Annotated in this window: 25 protein-coding genes; 20 read left to right on the top strand and 5 right to left on the bottom strand. The window is 68.8% G+C overall.

Features of this window, described 5'->3' with window-relative positions; all coding sequences use genetic code 11:
• The first annotated feature begins 412 nt into the window (after positions 1-412).
• From ACFYYB_RS25590 to ACFYYB_RS25580, 3 genes are all read left to right on the top strand, one after another.
• The gene (locus tag ACFYYB_RS25590) at positions 413-1,552 is read left to right on the top strand and encodes a hypothetical protein (RefSeq protein WP_389437726.1); all 1,140 of its coding nucleotides are present in this window, start codon (positions 413-415) and stop codon (positions 1,550-1,552) included.
• A 94-nt stretch (positions 1,553-1,646) separates the two neighbouring features.
• Positions 1,647-3,269, top strand: coding sequence for a helix-turn-helix transcriptional regulator (locus ACFYYB_RS25585; RefSeq protein ID WP_389437723.1), 1,623 nt, complete (start codon positions 1,647-1,649; stop codon positions 3,267-3,269).
• A gap of 11 nt (positions 3,270-3,280) precedes the next feature.
• Complete coding sequence (locus ACFYYB_RS25580; RefSeq protein WP_389437721.1) at positions 3,281-4,225, top strand: NAD-dependent epimerase/dehydratase family protein; 945 nt, start codon at positions 3,281-3,283, stop codon at positions 4,223-4,225.
• Here the strand turns inward: ACFYYB_RS25580 and ACFYYB_RS25575 are convergent.
• Entirely contained in the window at positions 4,222-4,650 is a 429-nt protein-coding gene (locus tag ACFYYB_RS25575) for a GntR family transcriptional regulator (protein WP_389437720.1), read from the bottom strand. The genes ACFYYB_RS25580 and ACFYYB_RS25575 overlap by 4 nt on opposite strands.
• A 616-nt stretch (positions 4,651-5,266) precedes the next feature.
• On the opposite strand from ACFYYB_RS25575, the gene ACFYYB_RS25570 reads away from it, so the two are divergent.
• The 16 genes from ACFYYB_RS25570 to xerC all read left to right on the top strand — a co-directional run bounded on the left by ACFYYB_RS25570 (position 5,267) and on the right by xerC (position 16,673).
• Positions 5,267-5,563 carry a hypothetical protein gene (locus tag ACFYYB_RS25570; RefSeq protein ID WP_389437716.1) on the top strand — a complete coding sequence of 99 codons (297 nt, stop codon included), beginning with the start codon at positions 5,267-5,269 and terminating at the stop codon, positions 5,561-5,563.
• The gene (locus ACFYYB_RS25565) at positions 5,560-5,748 is read left to right on the top strand and encodes a hypothetical protein (protein ID WP_389437714.1); all 189 of its coding nucleotides are present in this window, start codon (positions 5,560-5,562) and stop codon (positions 5,746-5,748) included. The genes ACFYYB_RS25570 and ACFYYB_RS25565 overlap by 4 nt, the downstream gene beginning before the upstream one ends.
• A complete protein-coding gene (locus ACFYYB_RS25560; RefSeq protein WP_389437712.1) occupies positions 5,745-6,590 on the top strand; it encodes a DUF2637 domain-containing protein in 846 nt (281 codons plus the stop codon). Before ACFYYB_RS25565 ends, ACFYYB_RS25560 begins: the two co-directional genes overlap by 4 nt.
• On the top strand, positions 6,587-6,964 hold the full coding sequence (locus tag ACFYYB_RS25555) for an RRQRL motif-containing zinc-binding protein (protein WP_389437711.1): 378 nt from the start codon (positions 6,587-6,589) through the stop codon (positions 6,962-6,964). Before ACFYYB_RS25560 ends, ACFYYB_RS25555 begins: the two co-directional genes overlap by 4 nt.
• Positions 6,961-7,659, top strand: a complete 699-nt coding sequence (locus tag ACFYYB_RS25550; protein WP_389437710.1) for an NUDIX domain-containing protein — start codon at positions 6,961-6,963, stop codon at positions 7,657-7,659. The genes ACFYYB_RS25555 and ACFYYB_RS25550 overlap by 4 nt, the downstream gene beginning before the upstream one ends.
• Before the next feature lie 154 nt (positions 7,660-7,813).
• Positions 7,814-9,988 carry a cell division protein FtsK gene (locus tag ACFYYB_RS25545; RefSeq protein ID WP_389437707.1) on the top strand — a complete coding sequence of 725 codons (2,175 nt, stop codon included), beginning with the start codon at positions 7,814-7,816 and terminating at the stop codon, positions 9,986-9,988.
• A gap of 139 nt (positions 9,989-10,127) precedes the next feature.
• Positions 10,128-10,379: a hypothetical protein gene (locus tag ACFYYB_RS25540; RefSeq protein ID WP_389437706.1), complete on the top strand. Its 252-nt coding sequence runs from the start codon at positions 10,128-10,130 to the stop codon at positions 10,377-10,379.
• Between the two features lie 29 nt (positions 10,380-10,408).
• Positions 10,409-10,606 (top strand): hypothetical protein, encoded by a 198-nt coding sequence (locus ACFYYB_RS25535; protein ID WP_389437705.1) that lies wholly within the window; start codon positions 10,409-10,411, stop codon positions 10,604-10,606.
• Positions 10,607-10,639: 33 nt separating this feature from the next.
• Positions 10,640-10,828 (top strand): hypothetical protein, encoded by a 189-nt coding sequence (locus tag ACFYYB_RS25530; RefSeq protein ID WP_274549577.1) that lies wholly within the window; start codon positions 10,640-10,642, stop codon positions 10,826-10,828.
• 12 nt (positions 10,829-10,840) lie between these two features.
• Entirely contained in the window at positions 10,841-11,275 is a 435-nt protein-coding gene (locus ACFYYB_RS25525) for a hypothetical protein (RefSeq protein WP_389437703.1), read from the top strand.
• Between the two features lie 11 nt (positions 11,276-11,286).
• The gene (locus ACFYYB_RS25520; RefSeq protein ID WP_389437702.1) at positions 11,287-11,577 is read left to right on the top strand and encodes a hypothetical protein; all 291 of its coding nucleotides are present in this window, start codon (positions 11,287-11,289) and stop codon (positions 11,575-11,577) included.
• Positions 11,578-11,661: 84 nt separating this feature from the next.
• Positions 11,662-12,393 (top strand): DNA methylase, encoded by a 732-nt coding sequence (locus tag ACFYYB_RS25515; RefSeq protein ID WP_389437700.1) that lies wholly within the window; start codon positions 11,662-11,664, stop codon positions 12,391-12,393.
• Positions 12,390-13,232, top strand: a complete 843-nt coding sequence (locus ACFYYB_RS25510; RefSeq protein ID WP_389437699.1) for a bifunctional DNA primase/polymerase — start codon at positions 12,390-12,392, stop codon at positions 13,230-13,232. Before ACFYYB_RS25515 ends, ACFYYB_RS25510 begins: the two co-directional genes overlap by 4 nt.
• Positions 13,232-14,707, top strand: a complete 1,476-nt coding sequence (locus tag ACFYYB_RS25505; protein WP_389437909.1) for an ATP-binding protein — start codon at positions 13,232-13,234, stop codon at positions 14,705-14,707. Before ACFYYB_RS25510 ends, ACFYYB_RS25505 begins: the two co-directional genes overlap by 1 nt.
• Positions 14,708-15,210: 503 nt before the next feature.
• Positions 15,211-15,408, top strand: a complete 198-nt coding sequence (locus ACFYYB_RS25500) for an excisionase family DNA-binding protein (RefSeq protein WP_389437907.1) — start codon at positions 15,211-15,213, stop codon at positions 15,406-15,408.
• 71 nt (positions 15,409-15,479) lie between these two features.
• Positions 15,480-16,673, top strand: coding sequence for a tyrosine recombinase XerC (gene xerC, locus ACFYYB_RS25495; RefSeq protein WP_389437698.1), 1,194 nt, complete (start codon positions 15,480-15,482; stop codon positions 16,671-16,673).
• Between the two features lie 173 nt (positions 16,674-16,846).
• Here xerC and ACFYYB_RS25490 read toward each other — a convergent pair whose 3' ends face one another.
• On the bottom strand, positions 16,847-17,329 hold the full coding sequence (locus ACFYYB_RS25490; protein WP_389437697.1) for a DUF402 domain-containing protein: 483 nt from the start codon (positions 17,327-17,329) through the stop codon (positions 16,847-16,849).
• A complete protein-coding gene (locus tag ACFYYB_RS25485; protein WP_389437696.1) occupies positions 17,326-18,279 on the bottom strand; it encodes a GNAT family N-acetyltransferase in 954 nt (317 codons plus the stop codon). The genes ACFYYB_RS25490 and ACFYYB_RS25485 overlap by 4 nt, the downstream gene beginning before the upstream one ends.
• A gap of 71 nt (positions 18,280-18,350) precedes the next feature.
• Between ACFYYB_RS25485 and ACFYYB_RS25480 the strand changes: the two genes are divergently transcribed.
• Complete coding sequence (locus ACFYYB_RS25480; RefSeq protein ID WP_389437694.1) at positions 18,351-18,743, top strand: GntR family transcriptional regulator; 393 nt, start codon at positions 18,351-18,353, stop codon at positions 18,741-18,743.
• Positions 18,744-18,822: 79 nt separating this feature from the next.
• Here ACFYYB_RS25480 and ACFYYB_RS25475 read toward each other — a convergent pair whose 3' ends face one another.
• Together ACFYYB_RS25475 and ACFYYB_RS25470 are read right to left on the bottom strand one after the other, a co-directional pair.
• The gene (locus ACFYYB_RS25475; protein ID WP_389437691.1) at positions 18,823-19,437 is read right to left on the bottom strand and encodes an FABP family protein; all 615 of its coding nucleotides are present in this window, start codon (positions 19,435-19,437) and stop codon (positions 18,823-18,825) included.
• 117 nt (positions 19,438-19,554) lie between these two features.
• A complete protein-coding gene (locus ACFYYB_RS25470) occupies positions 19,555-20,655 on the bottom strand; it encodes a DUF5925 domain-containing protein (RefSeq protein ID WP_389437689.1) in 1,101 nt (366 codons plus the stop codon).
• Positions 20,656-20,813: the final 158 nt, after the last annotated feature.

Below are 20,813 nucleotides of genomic sequence, written 5' to 3'. Positions count from 1 at the left end.
ACACTCTGCCCGTCATCGCTTGCGCGGCGGAGGTTCTGCCGGCCGGTGCGCCCATCCCGGATTTGCGTGCGCTGTGGGGCGAGAACGTGCAGGGCCGAGAGGAGGAGCCCTAGTTCGATCACTCGGATGTCACCAGGGCTTCGCTCGCCGCCAATCGCAGCTAGCAGAACGAGCAGCGTGACGTACGCCCATCTTGAAGGGGTGGACACCTGGGGGATATTCACCTTTTGTCACTTCCGTCTCGAATCAGATGAACATGCTGTTTGACCCCTCGAAGTCAACCTGCCCAGTGCGAGATGTGCAGCACCCCCGGACGGATTCGAGCGAAAGCCGGACGTCTGGCACAGCCTGGACCTAGGGTTCTTGCCTGCCGTCCGGACAATCCTGGACGCTCACAGACACTGGTAGACACATGGCCGATTCACTGCCCTCCCTTCTTCGCACCCTGAGAGTCCGAGCGGGAAATCCGTCCTATCGCGCGATTGAGCGGCTGATCGCAACGCAGGGCCGGAAGGATCAGATTCGACGTGCAACCATCCAGGAAAAGATTTCGGGCAGAAGCCCGGCAAACTTGATGCAAGTGCTTTCTATTGTTGAAGCATTGGCGGATTATGCGCGATCTATAGGTGCACCTCTAGCGGCGGAAGAAGTCGATATCAGGCTCTGGAGGGAGCGCGTTTCCGAAGCGGTGAATCCGGAGGTCATACAGCTTCAACAGCCACCCTCGATGCCAACATCTGTCGAGTTCCAGCCCGCATGGGACACACGTCATCTCCAGATCGCTGGAATGAGTGATGTGATCGCTGTTGTGAATTCTTCGCGTGACCGACCTGTAGCAGAATGGCTTCCCGGCGTAATTTCCATTTTGAAGAAAGCCAAAATGAGCCTGGATGAGTTTCTGGATACTGCATCAAGGCAGCAGGTGGGGCCGCTCATTGATACGGTTGCCGCCCTCCATTTTGGCTCTGGCGGCGCGAACGAAACACTGTCGGCCGCCGACCTGCTATCAAACGAACCCGCCGAGATCGAGATTCTCTTGAACTATGCGGCGAGATTCCACGCGGCAGAAGATGCGCCTGTGATCGCGGTGAGCCTTCGCCGTGCCGACATGGAGGCATACGTTACGGGATTCATTAGGGCGGTGGCTCAAAAGAAATCACCGCAAGACCTTCTGGTGGCATTGAATGCATTGTATGCATCGTCACTCTCGTCCGATGCCAGCGAGTTGGTGGGATTCATTGGGTCCTTCAGGGAAGCGGGTGACGTGATTGAGGTAGTGGATTTCTTCTCAAATGGAAGCCGGAGGAGGGATGCGGACGGCATCCTCGAAGAAGTTGGCGGGACGGGAAGGTTTCGCATTCTCGAAGTCAGTCGCTCAATCGAAGATGCCCGCGAAGACAAAATTGACATCCTGGATAGGATTATTCGCGGAATGGACTGGAGTCGGCCTTCGGAGACTGCTGGCTATTTTGAAAAAATGAAAGAGCCAGCTCTGGCAGCCCTGATTCGCGAGAAGCTCGATTTGAGCGATAGCCGATCGGGGGATAAGTGAGCGAGAGCCTGCGGCCAGGCCTCTTACACATGTCGCTCCCCTCCTGAGTGGCGCCGTTGGAGTCTCAACCCCTCTGAAGGGAATCCAGAAGCCCATGACCGTTGCAGCATCCGCGCCGCCTCTGTGCCTCAGGTGCGGTACGAAGTTAGGCCGAAGCAACTCCGACACCCTGTGCAGCCCGTGCCGCCGTGCTGTTGGCCCTGTAGCCGCAGGCGCCCCTTCGCGCGCGATCCCGGCCGCAACCTCGTCTCACTGGCTCGGCAGTGATACAGAACGGGCTGCTCCTCCTGACGGCTCGAACCTCGCCGATGTCCTCAAGGCCTACCGGGCACTCCACAAGCTCAAGCAGCAGGATCTTGCGGATCTGCTCGGCTACGACCAGTCCTACGTGTCCTTGCTCGAACGCGGCAAGCGCAGTATCCGAGACATGGACGAGCTGCGCAGGTTAGCCCGTGCGCTGGCGCTTCCGGAGGATGAGCTGGGCTTGCTGCCGTCAGCCGAAGCTGTGGTCACGGTCGCGGCCCCGGCTGGGGACCTGGCCAAGGAGGGCCCACTCGTCGCAGTGGACGACCAACGGCGCTGGCGCATGACGCGCCGAGAACTCAACCGGCACCGGGCAGATCTCACGAAGGCCGCGGCCAGGCTGTACCCGGACTTCTCCCGCGCCGGCAACAGCCCGGTGCTCACCCGCGAGTCTTGGATGTGGCCCGAGCCGGTCGACTTCGAAGACATCGAGCTGGCCTGGCTGACACAAACCAGTCCACCGGAAATCACCGGGCGCGAGAAGGAGTCTGAGGGCGTTCGCCCTCTCGCCCCTCAGGGCACCAAGTTCGATCGCTACACCCAGGCGATCCGTATGATCGACCGCCCGTCTCTGTTCGTCAACCGGCCGAGCTTCCGGCTGCTCGATGTGGCACAAGCCGAGGGGCACCCCAAGCTGTCCTTCGGCTACACGACCTACTTCGACATGGCCGACGTTTGTGAAGGAGTGGCGCACGAGCTGGCGAGCGCCTGGCTGAAGACCGGCAGCGATCCGGGATGGATCGGCGATCCGAGCTGGGCGGAACTTCCCTTCCGGGGATTGGTCGGAGATCCCTTCGACCTCGGCCACAGGGCGTTGCTCCCGTCCATCGACACCCTGACCATTCGGCTCGGCCCCGAAGGTGCTTCGTTCCCGCTCCACCACCGCTCCGCGAGCAACGTCGCGCTTGCCGGCGGGAACTACCACGTCATGCCAGCCGGGGTCTTCCAGCCTTCATCGGTGATGCCCTGGGACCAGTCGAACGACTTCAACCTCTGGCGCAACGTGCTCCGGGAGTACGCGGAGGAGTTCCTCGGGGATCCCGAGGCCGACGGCAGCAGCGGCGAGCCGATCGACTACGACTCCACCGAACCGTTCCGGACCCTCAACCAGGCGCGCCGTGAGGGCAAGGTGCGCCCGTACTGCTTCGGGATCGGGCTGGACCCGCTCACGCTGGCCGGCGAGATCCTCAGCGTGGTGGTCATCGAATCCGACGTCTACGACTCCGTTTTCTCCGGCATGGTGTCCCGGAACTCCGAAGGGACGGTGGTCGCCGGGCGCCCGGGTGATAGCAGTGCCGGGGTCGAGTTCACCGAGGCCAACATCCGGCGCCTACTGGAAAATGAACCCCTGGCATCCGCCGCCGCCGCGTGCCTCGACCTGGCGTGGCAGCATCGCGGGCTCATTCTGGGCTGAGAGGCAGATCAGTGCGCGTACTTGTGACCGGCGCCTACGGATTCGTGGGCAACGCGGTTGTACGACGGCTCGCCGAGGCAGGCCACGACCCTGTGGTGCTCACGCATCGGCCGGCTGATACCCCCCTGCCGGAGCTGCCAGTGACCCAGGTCTTCTATGGCGACATCAGGGATGAGGCGGCCCTGAGGGCAGCTCTCGACGGTGTCATAGGTGTCTGCCACCTCGCGGCTCTTACCCGCGTCCGTGAATCCTTCGAGCGGCCGGAGGAGTACCAGGCCGTCAACGCTGGCGGCACGGTGACGCTGCTCGATGCGCTGGCTGCCGCCTCGGCAGGCTCGGAGACGCCTACGGTCATCCTTGGCTCGACGGCGGCGGTCTACGGAGCGCCCGAGCGGCAGCCCATCGGCGAGGACACCGTTCCCGCCCCGAGCAATCCCTACGGAACCTCGAAGCTGGCCGCAGATGAAGCCCTCCGGGCCCGAGCGGAGGCCGGAGGGGTCAAGGCCGTAAGCCTGCGGTGCTTCAACATCTCGGGGGCCGTCGGTGGCGTGGGGGACTCGGACGAGAGCCGCATCATCCCGAAGGCGGTCGCCGTGGCGGCCGGCCGCTACCCCCACCTTGAGATGAACGGCGACGGCGACGCAGTTCGGGACTTCGTGCACGTAGACGACCTGGCGCGCGCCTACGTGTTGGCTCTTGAGGCCGACGCTTCTGTCCCGTACCGGGTCTACAACGTAGGTGCCACAGCAGCCAGCATGCGGGAGATTGTGGCCACGGTTGAGCGGGTGTCCGGAAGGGATGTGCCTGTAGTCCACCGCGCCCCTCAGCCCGAACCGCCACGGCTGGTGGCCGACATCTCCAGGATCACAACTGATCTCGGCTGGAAGCCGGAGCGGTCCAGCCTTGAGCAGCTGATCGGCGACGCATGGTCGGTCGTATCCGCCGGCAACCGCTAAGACTTCCCCAAGCGGTCCTTGACGCTCTCCGGCAGGTTGGCGAACGCCGCCTGCCAGCGCTCAAGGGCCGCTTCGCTGCTCGCTGCGCTGGTCCCGACCTCGCTCAGTGCTTCGCGCAGGGCTGCTTCAACCTCCACGCCTGCCTGCAGAAGCGGCAAGGCCCAATCTGCGGCGCCGCGCGAGTGATCCGAGAGCCGAGGCGGGAACTGGGCAAAGACCCCCTTGCCCTGGTGTCCGACTACGTACCCCTCCGCTCGCAGCAGAGACACGGCGTTCTTCACGACGGTGCTTGATGCGCCGGAGCTGTTGATCAGATCCTGCGCCGAAGGCAGTGCGGAGCCGTCGGGCAGGTCGCCGCTTCGGATTCGTTCCCGCAGATCGTCGGCCAACTGAAGGTATGCCGGCTGCCCTCGAAACTCGGTCATTGGGGTACTCCTCCACTCGCAGGTGATGTACCTAGTACACCAGTCTCCCCGAATCCATTCCCTCAGACCTTGGCCGAGCCACTTGCCAACATGGTGCACTAGGTGCACCATGTTGTTCAGAGGGCGGCGAGCAAGCGGCAGACCTCATATGACAAGCCGTCATTCGATTCCGGAGTCCTGCGCGGACAGGCTTGTCACAAGCAACGGGGCCGCCGGAAACGGTGGCTCAGTCGCTGACAACCAACTCGTGAGGGGCCTTCTTTGGGCTGCTCCGAGTGCCCGCAGACCTATTGGCGTCCGGCGTGTCCCGTTCCTACGGGAGCCCTTCGGGGTTACCGCACCCGTCGGAGAGCCACCGGCTTTCCCTTGAGAACTCAACAGTGTGGTCACCGCCTCCTCTAGCTGAAAAGGCGGTCAGCGCGACAAAGGTTCGCGCACTCAACTTCCGCAGCGTCGCGTTGCGGCCGGTTGCCTCCTCCGCCCGTCTGGCGCCTTTGGTGCTGTACGGGCGGGGTGGAGGGGAGCCGCGGAGTTCGGGCTTCATCCCCGGGGCTGGTCGCCTCTCGCCAAAAGACCGCGACCGCCTCGGCATCCCTTCGACTTCAGGAGAACAGTGATGCGTACGTACATCGGCGGCCAGGAGGCCGTTAGCGTCAACGAGTTCATCGAGCTGGCCCTGGGTACCCCGCTGGAGCTGTGGCTCGGCGTGGAGGGTGAGAGCGAGGAGGAGCGCGCGGCCCGCCTGGACGCGGCCCGCGACATCCTCGCCGACAACCCCGATCTGCCGGACGACGTGAGTCGGGTCGCCGCCCAGGTGATCGAGGCCAACGCCCCGGAGCTGTTCAACGTCGTCCCGCTCATCCGGCCGGCGGCCCGCCGCCGGACCCGCTCCCGCAAGGGGGCCGCGGCATGAGCGCGAACCTTCGTCGGTCCCTGGACCAGTACCTGATCTGGGCCGGGTCGCTGGCGGTGCTGGTGGCCGTACCGGGCGCCGTCGCGCTGCACGAAGCCTGGCTGCTGGCAGCCGCCGCGGCTGGCTGGTGCGTCCAGCATCTCGGCTGGGCCCGGCACCGCCGCGCAATTGGCGGTGCGGGATGAACCGCACCGCCAAGGGCCTGCTGGTCGCCGCTCTCGTCGGCGTGGTCGCCATGGCCTTCCGGGTCTCCTGGAACGCCCAGCGCGACGTCGCGCGGACGGTCGGCGCGGACGCCACGGCCGCCCTGCTCTACCCGTTCGTGGTCGACGGCCTGATGGCCCTGGCCCTGGTCGCCACCCTCGTCCTCACCGGCAAGGACAAGACGTTCGCGCTGCGGGTGCTGGCCGGGTACACGGTCGCCTCCCTCGTCCTCAACTACGTCCACGGACTCGTCCCCGAACTGCACGGCGGTGGCCGGGTGCAGTTGGCCGACTGGGACCCCGCCAACTGGGTCCTCGTACTGCTGGCGACCTCGCTCCCAGTCGGGTCCATCTTCTTCGGCTCCGACCTCGTGGCGAAGGTCCTGCACCACCGACCCGCGCGCATCACAGATCAGGATGAATCTGATCAGTCCACCGTAAATCGGTTGGGTTCTGACCTGCACAAATCGGCCCCGGTCGCCTCGGCTGAGGTGCCCGAACTCCCCGCCATTGAGTCGGCCGACCCGGCACCGATCGAACTGCCGAAGTCGGCCACGGCCCTGGCGGTCGCGGCCGTGCAGCACGCTCCGCGTCGGGCGACCGGTCGGGTGCCTGAGTCGGCCCGCACGCCCCGACCGACCCGCACCCCGGACGAACTCCTCAGCGAAGCCCGGTTGGCTACCGCCGACTGGTCGGACGCCGAGCTGACGGCAGAGGCTATCCGCAAGGCCGTCCGCACCTCCTCGGCCAACGGCCGCACCCTGCGCGACACCCTCAAGGCCGAGCGCGAGCAGGCGGCTGTGGCCGGGGCGGTGGCCGGATGAGCCTGACGTTCGCCCGCTGCTTCGACCCGAACGGGGCCGTCCACGGGATACCCACCTTCCCCTGGCGCCTGGCCCCGGACGGCCTTGCCACCCGCCGCCAACTCCGCGCCCTGGGGCTGCGTCCCGGCGGCCAGGACATCGCCGGTCAGGTCCTGCGCCCGCGCTTTCGGCGCGGCCCGCTGACCGCGTTCTTGTACCGCGTCGATCGGGCCAAGCCTGTCCGGCCGATGACCCCAGCCAAGACGGCCGCGCTGGCCAAGGCCAACACCGCCCGCCGCACTTGCCCGCAGTGCCGGCGCGACGCCGGATACGTCATCCCCTCCCAGCTCGGCGCCTGCATCCCGTGCGCCTACCCCGAAGGAGCCTCGCTGTGACCGATCGAGCCGAGACCATCCGCTACACCGCCGACGTCGTGTGCCTGCGCGGTGACGACGTCCTGTTGATCGAGCGTGGCTGGGACCCGCACAAGGGACTCCTCGCTCTTCCTGGCGGCCACGTTGATGAGGGAGAGACCGCCCAGAGTGCCGCCGTCCGGGAACTCTGGGAAGAGACCGGTGTCCGAGTCAGGGAAGAGGACCTGACCCTGATCGGCGTCTACGACCAGCCCGACCGGGACCCGCGCGGCCGGTACGTCAGTGCCGCCTACCTGGTCACGGTCCCCGAGGGGACCCGTGCACAGGCTGGGGACGACGCGGCCGCCGTTCAGTGGAAGCCCCTGGCCAACCCCGGCCCGCTGGCCTTCGACCACAGCACCATCGTCCACACCGCCTGGCGGGCTGCCCGCCAGGCCAGCCCGGCCGAGACCGAGGCTGGGCCTGCGTCTGGCCGCTGCGAGGCTGCACACCCCAGCGACCCCAGCAAGTGCGGCGGCCCGCTCGCCGTGATCGTCGTGGACCGCCTCGGCGTCAGGGTCGACGGATGCGAGCACCACGCCGCACGGATGCTCGCCAGCCTGACCCACGCCCACGCCTTCCCCCTGCCCGGGGCCTCTGAGGGCGCCGCCACTCGAACCATGGCGGCCGCGGCTGGCCTTCCGCCCTACGTCTGGCGCCGCCCCCTCCAGCGCTGATCCCGCCAGAGACCTTGGGCCAGAGCTATCCGGAAGTCGTGATAGCTGGCCCCCTTGCGCGACCCCAGCATGTTCACGACGGGCCCGACCGCTCACCTCTCACAGCAGTCGGCCGGGCCCGCCCTTAACCCCTCGCACTGGAAGGGAAGCACCAGTGAACCACCGCGACGAGCACGACTTCTTCAACCGACTCGAAGCCGAACTGACCGCCGACGTAGTCGACCTCGACAAGGCCCGCACCGCCCGCACCGCGTCGGCCGATCGGCCCGCCGACCCGACGGCCGAGGAGCTGGGAGACCCGTCGGCCCGACGGCTGGTCGACGGCCCGGCCCTGGCTGGGCCCGGCTACCTCGGCCGCCTCCTCGGCGCGAAGCGGCAGGCGATCATCCCGCCGTGGCTGCGCTCGACCGAGGAGCTGAAGACGGCCGCCGGTTGGGTGGCCAAGCACTACTCCCACCTTGCCGGGTACCACGCCCTTCGCTCCCCGGTCTACGCCGCCCGCCTCACCCTGCAGGCGCCCCGAGGGGCGGCCAGGGTGGTTGGTGGGTCGGTGCGGTGGCTGGCCGACCGCGAGGGCGACCCCGTCCGCGCCGCGGCCGTCCGCCGTGAGGACGCCGTCGAGTACCTGACCCTGTCTCGTCAGCGTGACGGTCGTGTCCGGCTGCGCGCCATCATCGCCGGACTCGCGACGCTAGTCGGCTCGATTACCGCGCTCTCCATCTACGTCCTGGCCCCCGGCTGGGTCCAGGCCCTGTCCGTCAGCGCCCTGGTCCTCGCCCTCGGCGCGGCCGGCCGCCGCCCTGACGCTCCGGTCATCAACCGGGCCGTCGAGGTGGTGAAGGCGCCGAAGCTGACCTCGGACATCATCCTGCGCGCTCTCGGCGCCCTAGGCATCGCACCGATCTCGCAGGCGCAGTCCAAGGGCCGTGACGGGTTCACCTTCACCGCCCCCATCACCCGCGACGGGCCCGGCTGGCGGGCCGAGGGCGACCTCCCGTACGGCGTGACCGTCACGGACGTGATCGAGCGCCGCGACAAGCTCGCCTCCGGCCTGCGCCGCCCGCTTGGCTGCGTCTGGCCCGAGGCCGTACCGGACGAGCACACAGGCCGACTCGTGCTCTGGGTCGGCGACCAGGACATGTCCACAGCCAAGAAGCCCACCTGGCCGCTCCTGAAGTCCGGGTCCGTGGACCTGTTCAAGCCGGTCGCGTTCGGGACCGACCAGCGGGGCCGGTGGGTGGAGATCACCCTCATGTACATCGCGGCCGTCATCGGCGCGATCCCCCGCATGGGCAAGACCTTCCTCCTCCGACTCCTCCTGCTCATCGCGGCCCTGGATATCCGCGCTGAGCTGCACACATACGACCTGAAGGGCACCGGCGACCTCGACCCGGTGGGGGAGAAGGTCTCCCACCGCCACCGCGCCGGCGATGAGGACGCCGACATCGAATACGCCCTCGCCGACCTGCGGGAAGTCCGTGAGGAGCTGCGGCGCCGGGCCAAGATGATCCGCTCACTCCCGCGGGATATCTGCCCGGAGTCGAAGGTGACCAGCGAGTTGGCGAACAAGCCGAAGCTCGGCCTGCACCCCATCGTGATCGGGGTGGATGAGTGCCAGGTCTGGTTCGAGCACCCCAAGCACGGGAGCGAGTTCGAGGAGATCTGCACCGACCTGGTCAAGCGCGGCCCCGCCACCGGCATCGTCCTGCTCCTGGCCACACAGCGCCCGGACGCCAAGGCACTGCCCACCGGCATCAGCGCGAACGCCTCGGCCCGGTTCTGCCTGAAGGTCATGGGCCAGCTGGAGAACGACATGGTGCTGGGCACCTCCTCGTACAAGCGGGGGGTGCGGGCCACGATGTTCTCCTGGAAGGACAAGGGCATCCACTACTTCGTCGGCGAAGGCTCCGATGCCCGCATCGTCTCCTCTGTCTACGTGGACGCTCCCACCGCCGAGGCCATCGGCAACCGGGCCCGCGCCGCCCGCGAGCGCGCCGGCACCCTTACCGGCCACGCCCTGGGCCTGGAGCCCGAGCACACGGAGCGGTCGGCGTACGACCTCCTCTCCGACATCCTCGCGGTCGTCCCCGCCGAGGAGCCCAAGCTCTGGTCGGAGATCGTCGTCTCGCGTCTCGCGGATCTGCGCCCGGACGTCTACGGCGGCTGGGACCCCGAGGGCCTGGCCGCCGCGCTCAAGCCCCACGGTGTCCCGACCGGGCAGGTGTGGGGCAAGACCGAGGGCGGCAAGGGGGCCAACCGGCGCGGCATCGAACGCGCCCGGATTACCGCTGCCATTGCGGAGCGTGACGGAAAGCGGGACGCGAGCTAGCCCCGGATCGCCGCTAGGCCTAGCAGGAGACCCCGCTAGGTCTAGCGGCACCGCTAGCACTCCATTCCATGCCTGATCAGCCCGCTAGTGCCTAGCGGGCTGGCCCCCGCACGCCCTGAAACCGCCTTGAGAGGCCCTGATGACCCTCTTCCTCACCGCTAGCGCCCTCATCCTGCTGTTCACACTCAGCTACACCGCGACCTGCATGGTCTCGCCGTTCGGGAACTGCCGGAAGTGCCGTGGCTTCGGCTACCTCGTCAAGACCGACCGCAAGGGCAACGCCAAGCGCGGCAAGGACTGCCGCCGCTGCCACACCACCGGCAAGCGCATACGCGTCGGCCGCTGGATCTACAACCGCGCCATCCGCGTCCACCACGCCGGCACCCGCTGAACCCCAACACCCCGAAGGAGCACCCCGTCATGGCCCGCGAAAAGTTCGCGATCACCGACCAGGACCCGCACAGCCTCGGCGAACTCGCCAAGGTCCTCTACCTCAGCACCAAGGCCGTCCGCCGCCAGCAGCGCGGCAAGTCCATCAAGCGCATCGAGAACGAGATCGACCGCATCCGCGAGGTCGCCCAGGCCCGTGAGGACGCCCGCGCCAAGCGCCTCAAGTAGTCCCTCCTCCAACCCCGAGCAAGGAGGCCTTCCTTGGCCGTCACTCTCTCCCTCGTCGCCCTCTTCGGGCTGATCCTCTTCCTCCTCCTGCGCTCCAAGACCCTCGGCGCCGGCAGCGCCTTCGTCGCCGTGATGTTCGGCTTCTTCCTCGCCTCCACCGGAGCCGCCCCCGCCGTCAACCAAGTCATGACCTCCCTCATCAACGCCATACCCGACCTGTAGAAGGGCATCTCCGTGAACCATCACCCCGCCCGCCAGGAGACCACCGAGATCCATCACCCGGTCCCCATCGGGCTCGCGCTCCAGCCGCACCTGATGCCAGCCGTCCAGACCATCCAGCTCCCGGACGGCCGCATCATCACCGGCTACGCCATCGCCCCCACGAAGGCCGCCGAGCCCGTCGCGGAGCGGCCGGCCATCAACCCGCTCGCCGTCAACATCGCCCTCGGCGGCATCGGCTTCGCCGCGGCCTGCGGCGGGCTGATGCTCCTGACCACCCTCATCGCCGCCGTCGCCGCGCTAATCCAGCAGCTCGTCATCCTGGCCGCCGTCATCTTCGGCGGATGGATCGCCACCCAGGTCCTCGCCACCAACCGCGGCGCCAGCAAGGGCGGGACGGTCGTCAACATCCGCCGGGCCGTCTTCAAGCGCAACCACTTCCACAGCTGAAGGAGCCCTTCATGAGCACGAGTCCCACCCTCGCCGCGACCCAGCACCCGACGCTCCACACCCAGGTTGACGGGGCCAGGTACCGGCCCGAGCGCCTCACGGTGATCTCGGTTCTGTCCCACATCCGCAGCGCCCGGAAGAGCCCGCAGAACGTGGACGCGGTGAACGTCTACGCCTTCACCAGCCGCGACGGCATCCCGCTCCACGTCGTCTACATCCACCACACCCCGGGACGGTGGCACGGCGTGAGGGACGTGATCGACGTTTACGAGATCCCCACCGCCGCGCTCACCGACCTGTAGCTGTGCCCGGGGCGGTCGCCTCTCGCCAAAGACCGCGACCGCCCCGGCTCTCCGTCCCTTCGACAGAAACAGGAGAACCCCAGCATGACCCAGAGCAGCCTCATCCGGCGAGCACACGACCGCCCGGCCTTACTGGATCTGTTCTGCTGCGCTGGCGGCGCCGCCATGGGCTACCACCGCGTCGGATTCGACGTGACCGGCGTCGACATCATCGATCGATCGGCCCGGTACCCGTTCGCCTTCCGGCAGGGTGACGCCCTCGCGGTGCTTGCAGCGCTGATCGAGTCCGGGGAGATCGCGGCGTACTCGCTCATCCACGCGTCCCCGCCGTGCCAGGACGGGTGCGCGCTGACCGTCGGCACGAACCGGGCCATGGGCTGGGGCCGCACCCACGTCCAGCTCATCCCCGAACTGCGGGTACTGCTGGACGCCACGGGGCTCCCGTACGTGATCGAGCAGCCCAATGGAAAGGCCCCCGTCCGGAAGGATGTCTACCTGTGCGGGGAGATGTTCGGGCTTTCCGTGCTCCGGCACCGCAACTTCGAACTCGGAGGGTGGAGCACCCCGCAGCAGCCACACGTGAGGCACCGCGGATACGTACGGGGCTGGCGCCACGGCGTATACCGCGACGGCCCGTACGTCGCCGCGTACGGCGAGGGCGGGGGCAAGGCCACCGTGCCCGAGGCGCAGGCCGCAATGGGCATCGACTGGACCGACATCCGTGAGGAACTCACCGAGGCCATCCCGCCCGCGTACTCCCAGTGGCTCGGCAGCGCGTTCCTGGCCCGTGCCCGGTCCGGGGCGGTGGCCGCATGAGGATCGCGACCGGTCACCTGCGGACCGCACTGTGGCTCACGGAACTGGGCCTGCCCGTACTCCCGTTGCGGGAGGGGAAGGAGCCGTTCGGGAACTGCACGGCCTGCACCCGCTCGGCGTGCGGGGACCGGCCCCACATGAAGGCCGCCGGCCCCTGCCGGTGCCCGGCCCCCTGCCATGCCTGGGGCGCTGCCACCACCGACCCGAACGTTCTCACCGGTCCGGCCTGGTCCCGAGCCTGGCGTCAGGCCGGGGCCGTCGCCTATCACCCAGGCGGTGCCGGTCTGACCGTGGTGGACCTGGACGACGCCGAAGCCGTCGCCTGGGCCCGGCAGACCCTTCCCGCCACCACGGTCGTCCCGACGACGCGGGGCGAGCACTGGATCTACCGGGGTGCCATGCAGTCGAAGAACGGCGTCCGCCCCGGGGTCGATGTGAAGTCGACGATGTCCTACGTCCGTTGGCGCGGCCCCGGTGCCGGAACGATGACCGCGCTCCCGGACGCCGTGCGCGCCCTCGTGGTGAAGCAATCCACCGAGAGGCGGGCCCGCCCCGTCATCGTGGCCATGCCGGCCGGGGCAGGGCAGTGCCCGCACCGCTCGCCCGTCTACTTGGAACGGGGCATTGCCATGGCCGCGCAGCGCATCACCGGGGCCCGCGAGGCCATCCACACGACCGTGTACCGCACGTTCCTCGCCGTGCTGTCCGCCCATGGCAGGTGCGGCTGCCTGACTGAAGCCCACACCGCGCGCCTGTTCACCGCCGCGCAGGCCAAGGGCGAATCGGCCCGCCACTGCGAGGACGCCTGGTCCAACGCCCGCACGAAGCTCGGGCTGTGATGGCCGACGAGGAGAAGAACCCCGCACGCCAGGTCATCACCGACTACGCACAGGACCACTTCCGGTACTTCCGCACCACCGAAGGCACCGTCTACGCGCAGAAGAACGGACACCCCGTGGCCCGCCCGATCCGCTCCCAGGGCACGACCGGAAGCCACCGGCAGGAACTCATGGTCGGCCTCTACAACGACGGGATCGGCTCCTTCAACGGCACCGCGCTCAAGGAGGCGTTGGACTTGATCGAAGCACTCGCCCTCAGTCAGGACGTGCAGGCCACCCACATCCGGGTTGCCCCGGGATTTGACGGCGCGACCTGGCTCGACCTCGGCCGGGACGACGGCAAGTCTGTCCGCATCCACCCCACCGGCTGGGACATCCGCACCCCCGACCCGCGCGAGCTCTGCTGGCGCCGCACCCAGCTCACCGGCGAACTCCCTTTGCCCGAGCGGGATACGGACGGGAAGGGGGTCGATGCTCTGCTGCGGCTGTGCAACTTCGCCGGCGCCGAGAGCGAGTGCCTGGCCATTGCCTGGGTTGTCGGCTGCCTGGAGCCGTCCGTACCGGTCCCCGCCCCGTTCCTCACCGGCCCCCAGGGCGCCGGGAAGTCCACCGCGGCCCGCATGCTGATGCGGATCATCGAGGGCATGACCGGTGACCTGCGCCGGGCCCCGAAGGACGAGGAGAACCTGATCACGGCCGTGGCCGCAGGATGGATCACGGCCCTGGACAACCTCTCGCACCTGCCGCCGGACCTGTCCGACCTGATGTGCTGCATCGTGACCGGGGCCGAGAGCATCAAGCGGGCGCTGTTCAGCGACGGTGATGTCTACCGCTCCCGCTACCGCCGGCCCTTGCTGCTGACCGGCATCGACGTGGGCGTAATCCGCCCCGACCTCGCCGAACGCCTCCTGCCGCTCCGATTGGTGCGGCCCCGGGTTCGGCGGACCGAGGCGGAGCTGTGGGCGGAGTACGCGCAGGTGCTGCCGGTCATCCTCGGCTCCCTCCTGGACCTGACCGTCAAGGTCCGGGCCGCCGAGGCCGACATCCCTGCAGACCTGCGTATGGCCGACTTCGCGCACCTTTGCGCGCAGCTCGATGCCGCGAGCGGCTTTGGGGCCCTGAACGCCTACCGGGCGGGCCTGGACGAGCTGAACGACGACGTGATCGAGGGCGACCTCATGGCGCAGACCGTCCTCAAGTACGCCGCTGGCGCCGTGCCGGGCGAGGAGGTCCGGATGACGTCGGCGGAGTGGCTGCACGCCGTCACGCAGCTCTACGCGGGCGAGGACTTCCGTCCCCTGCCCAAGGGCTGGCCCACCACCGGCAAGGTCTTCTCCGACCGCCTCAAGCGCCTGCAGCCCACCCTCGCCGCACGCGGCGTCCTGGTGGACTGGGGCCGCACGAAGGCGGCCCGCTACATCGCCATGACCCGACCGGCCCCCGAGCCTCCGGGGATGCAGGAAGCGGCGTTCTGACCCGCGCCCCGAAGTCACACCCGTACAAGCAAGAGGAGCACGCCCCGCCGTGGCCGGGGGTGCTCCTCTTGCTTGTCCGGCGGCTTGCCGCCGCCTCAAAGGTCGTGCCGCGAAGCGGCCCCTTCTTCGTCTTGAGCTGAGCGCACCACAACAGAAACCACCCCCTCTTTCCTAATAGAAGAGATGCTGCGTCATCTGCGTCACCACGGGCCCCGAAATGGCCTGTGACCTGTGAAGACAGGGGTGACGCAGACGGCCAACGGCTGCGTCATCCTGCGTCACCTGCGTCACCTCCTCCGACACCCGATGACGCGGGTGACGCAGCCGGTGACACACAGCGCCCCGCTGTGTCACCGCGAAACCGCAGGTCAGAGCGATAAATGACGCAGATGACGCGATGACGCAGAAATCCCAGGCTCGGACACAGCGACCACCCGAATCCGGCGTGGTCGGGCAACCGGTCGCCCGACGTATCTGGAGAGGAACGACTTCACGTGGCACTGATGGTCGTACCGGAGAGACGGCTGCACAGCGTCGAGCAAGCAGCCGAATTGCTCGGCGTCGGGCGCTCCACGGCATACGAGGAGATCCGACTCGGTCGGCTGCGCACCGTGCGCTCCGGCCGGCGGCGGCTCGTGCCCACCGAGTACGTCGACGAGTACGTCGAGCTTCTCAAGCGCGAGGCCGAAGCCGCCGCGTAGCAGTACTCGACCCCACAGCGGGGCCGCACCGACGCCGGTGCGGCCCCGCTCTCATGCGCGAAAGGCGCCAGATGAACGAGGAGCGGGCACCGGTCCGTAAGGCAGCAAACGGCGAGGACTCCATCTACTGGGACGAGTCCAAGAAGCGCTACATCGGCGCGATCTCCCTTGGGTACACCCCGGCCGGCAAGCGCAACCGGGCCAAGGTCTCGGGGATTACCAAGACCGAGGTCCGTAGGAAGCTGCGCGAGTTGAAGAAGGAGCTTGAGAAAGGGGCGAAGGCCCCCGCCAATTACACGGTGAAGCAAGCCGTGGAGGACTGGCTGACGCAGGGGCTAAAGGGCAAGACACCTTCGAGTGTCGACACCTATCGAAGTCTTGCTGCCACGCACATCTATGAGGAATTGGGCGCAGCCAAGTTGAGGCTGCTCGAAGCCGATGAGGTTGATGAATGGCTGGACGGTCGAGCGGCCATCCTCGCTTCGACGTCCTTGCGTCTGGTTCTCTCGGTTCTGCGTAGGTCGATTACCCATGCCCAACGTAGAGGGAAGGCCGTGAGGAACGTTGCGGACCTGGTCGCTGCCCCCGAAGGGAAGCCGGGAAGACCCAGCAAGTCGCTGTCCCTGGAGCAAGCGGAGGCCATTCTCCAGGCCAAGACGGGTACCTGGATTCACGCCTACGTGGTGATGTCGCTGCTCGTCGGCACACGGCCGGAAGAGACCCGCCCTCTCACCTGGAACCACGTCCACTTGACGTCCGACAGCGATACAACGCCTCACGTCGATGTTTGGCGTTCTGTGCGCACCCATGGAGATACGAAGACGCAGAGGAGCCGGCGTTCCCTGGCCATGCCCAAGCAGGTAGCCGCAGTGATGGAGGCACATCTCAACCGGCAACGGACCGAAGCGAAGAGCGCCGGACGCTCATGGTCCGACGAGGGTCTCGTCTTCCCCGCGGGGGAGGGTGAGCTGCGGACAGCGCTGAACGTACGGCGGAACTTCAGGAGCCTGCTGCGAGAAGCTGGCATCGAGAGCCCGGGGAGCTGGACCACGAGGGAGCTTCGTACGAGCTTCGTTTCCCTGCTATCGGACCACGGCATCGCGATCGAGGTCATCGCGCGAGTCATTGGCCATGCTGGAACCAACACGACCGAGCGGGTCTACCGGAAGCAGCTAAGGCCAGTGATCGAAGAGGGGGCTTCCGCCATGGACGAGATCTTCGCGGGGGAGGGGGACGGGGCTCCCGCCGCTCCTAAGACAACATGATCCACTTGTCGTGGCTCCCGGTTTGGCTCCCAGGAGCCAAACCGGGAACGCGCATCATGCCGTTCACCTGGGAGAACGTTGCGAGCGGAGCGTGAATGCTCGTTAGGGCCCCGTTAAGGAGCCACTAAGCGAGCCCACAGGAAGCGGCCGGAAAGCCCTCGGGGAGCCCCGGCTCAGGCCGGCAGGGCCGCCAGGCCGGCCGCCGAGCGGGCCTGGGCCTCCAAGGCGTCGAGGGCCCGCACCGCCTCGGCGGCCGCCTCCGGATCGGTGCCGGCGAGCCCGCTCGCGGCGAACTCGTCCTCGTCCAGCCGCAGTACGGAGCTCCCGTCGGCGGACACCCACAGGTCCAGGTCCAGGTCCTCGACCGTGATCACCCCGTCCTCCACCACGGCGGGCCGGGTCACGTCGCAGTACCAGCCCTTGAGGACGCCCCCGCTCGTCCGCACCTCCTTGACCGCGTACCAGCGGTCGCGCCAGAAGTGCTCGGTGAACACGTCACCCGGCTCGAAGCGGACGAAGCCGAAGTCCCGTACCCCGGGGGCCGCCCAGGGCGCCCGTACGGTGATCCGGGTGCCCGTGTCGGCCACCAGCTCGGCCGGGTAACGGATCTTCGTACGGCCCGCCTTGGTGAGGGTGACGGTCAGTCGGTCGGTCATCGTGCTGTCTCCCGTTCTCGCAGCTGTTTCGTGAAGCGCGTCTCCGTGGCGCAGACCTCGTACCCGAACCGGGCGTTGACGGCGAGCATGGGAGCGTTGCCGGTGTCGTTGCCGGTGAACGCCTCGGTGCTGCCGGCCGCGCGGGCCCGCAGTAGCGAGTCGGTTTTGGCCAGCCGGGCCAGCCCACGGCCGCGGAACGGGCGCAGGGTGGCGGTCATGGCGGAGGAGTACCGCCCGGCCCCGTCGGTGTGGGCGGCGGTGAAGCCCGCCACCTCGCCGTCCACCAGGACCACGGTGGTGAGCTCCCGGTTGAGGTACGGGTGCTCCCAGGTGTTCCGCAGCCAGTTCTCGTAGTCGTCGAACTCCACCGGAACATCGCCCGGTTCGTCCAGCGTCCCCGCCGCGTCGGCCTCGAACAGCGGGCGCGGATCGGCGGCGAAGGCCGAGCCGGCGCGCAGCTCGACCCCGTCGGGCAGCGTCCCGGGAAGCTGCGGCAGCGTGGCCGTGGTGAGGTCGAGGCGCAGGAAGTGCGCGGAGCGGGAGGCGCGGTAGCCGTGCCGCTCCGCGAACGCGCGGTGCGGCGGCTCGTCGAGGACCCAGGCGTACGCGTCCTTCGCGCGCTCGGCTCCCAGATGCTCCTCGGCCGCGCCCAGCAGGGCGGTTCCGGCGCCGAGCCCGCGGTGGGCGGGATCGACGTAGGCGTTGACGAAGCCCTGGCCGGGCTCGGGGCTGTCGTGGACGATGCCGACCTGGGCGGTGCCGACGACGAGGCCGTCGGCGTTCTCGGCAACGAGGAGGCGGAAGCGTCTGTCGGGGTGGGCGGAGGCCACCTCGAAGGCGACCCCGCGGGCAGTGCTGATCATGAAGGGCAGGGCGGCGCGGCGCACCCGTACGACGCTCTCGGCGTCGGCCGGGTCGTTCGGGTGCAGGTCCCGGATGGTTGTGATCACGTGGCGACGGTAGGGGCCGGCGGGGGCCCCGCGCCTGCGAATTTCCCGGCGGATGGGGGACAATCGGCCGCGTGACCTCGACCTCTCCGCACCTGAAGATCCGCATCGACGCCGCGGCGGGCGCCGCCGCCCCGTACGAGCAGCTGCGTGCCCAGATCGCCGCCGGGGCACGGGCGGGCCGACTGCCCGCCGGGTTCAAACTGCCGACGGTGCGCGGGCTCGCGGAAGAGCTGGGGCTGGCGGCGAACACGGTCGCGAAGGCCTACCGGGCGCTGGAGTCGGACGGCGTGATCGAGACGCGCGGCCGCAACGGCACGTTCGTCGCGGCGGTGGGGGACGGGCCCGCCCGGGAGGCGGCCACCGCCGCGCAGGCCTACGCGGAGCGGGCGCGGCGGCTGGGACTGACCTTCGACGAGGCGACCGCGGCGGCGCTGGACGCGCTGCGCGCGCGGTACGCGGACTGACACCCGGGCGGGCCGGACGGGGCCCGCTCCGCCGGGTCGGTACCGCCGGTACGACGCCCCCGCGCGATGCCGCTGCCGGTCAGTCCTTGCGCGGGAAGAGCCGCGCCTGGAGGTGGTGCTGCATGGGCCGGCCCACCGCGGCCATCTCCTGCACGATCGTCAGCCCGCCGTCCTCGAGCGCGTACCGGCGCCGCATGCCGGTGACCTCCTTGGCCCGCGGGGTCAGCCCCACGGTGTCGGTGGCCATCTCGATCCGCGTGCCGTCCGCACCGTCAGCGCGTACCGCACCGTCAGTGCTGCCCGCACCGTCAGCGCCGTCCGCACCGTCCGCACGGGAGACCTGGCCGACGTACGTCTCGACGATGCCCGTCGGGTGGGCGAGCGTGACCTCGACCGAGGCGTCCGGGAGGATGCGCCACCACCCGGTCTCCCGGCCCGCCGGGCGCACGGCCTTGCCGGAGTCGTCGATCAGCCACGCGCGGGACTCGTAGACGAGGAAGGGCCGGCCGTCGTGGGCGAAAGTGATCTCCTGCTCGTACCGGAACCCGTGCTCCAGGGTCGGGTACTCGCCGCTGCCCCGGCCGTGCCAGCGTCCGATGAGGCCGAGCACCGGCTGGAGCTGCGGGTGCGGTTCGGGTCCCTCTCCGAGGACGTGGCTGTCGGGGTAGGGATTCTCCTGCGCCGGTTCGAGCACGGTGCGTTCTCCTGTTCGTGGGTCCCCCGGAGGTGCGTACGGCCGGTGGGGGCCTTCGGCCGCGCCCCATTGTCCTCGCCGCCGGGCGCCGACCCCCGCCGACCTGCGGCCCCGCACCTACAGGTACATCCCCGCCTCCGTGTCCTGGCCCTGCGGCGGCAGCAGCGCGGCGGGGCCCGACGCGCCGCGGCGCAGGGCGTAGAGCTCGGCCAGCGTCGCCCCCTCGCGGGAGATGCCCTCGTCGGTGCCGAGCCAGTCCACCGCCTCACGGTGCGTCAGCCGGCCGATCTCGATGCGGGCGAGGCAGCGCCCCGGCCGGACCACGGCCGGGTGGAGCCGCTCCAGGTCCTCGTTGGTGGTGACGCCGACCAGGACGTTGCGGCCCTGGCCGAGCAGCCCGTCGGTGAGGTTCAGCAGCCGTGACAGCGCCTGCCCGGCGGTGTGCCGGGCCTCGCCGCGGATCAACTCGTCGCAGTCCTCGAGCAGCAGCAGCCGCCAGCGGCTCTTGGCGGTGCCCTCGTCCTCGCCGATCGCGATGTCCATCAGGTAGCCGATGTCGTTGAACAGCCGCTCGGGGTCCAGGACGCAGTCCACCTGGCACCAGTCCCGCCAGGACCGGGCGAGCGTGCGCAGGGCGGAGGTCTTCCCGGTGCCCGGAGGGCCGTGCAGCAGGAGCAGCCGGCCGGCGATGTCGTCCGGGGTGACCTTCATCAGCCGGTCCATCGCCCCGGCCACCGGAGCCGTGTAGTTGGGCCGCACCTCTTCCCAGGTGCCGGCCGCGATCTGCCGGGTCGTGCGGTAGGGGCCGCGGCGCGGGGAGACGTACCAGAAGCCCATCGCCACGTTCTCGGGCTGCGGTTCGGGCTCGTCCTGCGCGTCCTCGGTGGCCTCGCCGAGCACCTCGGCGGCGAGTTCCTCACTGACCGCCGTCACCGTGACGTCCGCGCCCCGGCTCCAGCGGGAGACGAGCATGGTCCAGCCCTCGCCCTCGGCGAGCGTCGCGCTGCGGTCGCTGTCGCGGGCCGAGCGCAACACCGCGGCCCCGGACGGCAGCAGGGTCGCGCCCGGCTTGACCCGGTCGATCGACACGCTGTGCGAGTGGGGCTGCTCGCCGGACGCGAAGCGGCCGAGGAACAGCGCGTCGACGACGTCCGACGGGGAGTCGCTGTCGTCGACGTTGAGCCGGATCGGCAGTGCGTCTTGAGGGTTGGCTGGCATGGCGCCCATGATCCGGCACGAACTGGCCTCCTGCACCCGTGTTTCGCCGGATCGAGTGGCGGGATTCCCTCTTCAAACGCCGTGCGGGTGAAGATTCGCGACGCATGTCCGCCCCGAACATTCTTGGCATGGACACTTCCAGCGGGCCTCGGTTCCTT

The organism is Streptomyces sp. NPDC002886 (genome assembly GCF_042888445.1).
Lineage (GTDB): Bacteria > Actinomycetota > Actinomycetes > Streptomycetales > Streptomycetaceae > Streptomyces.
This window is presented reverse-complemented; position numbering and strand designations above follow the sequence as displayed.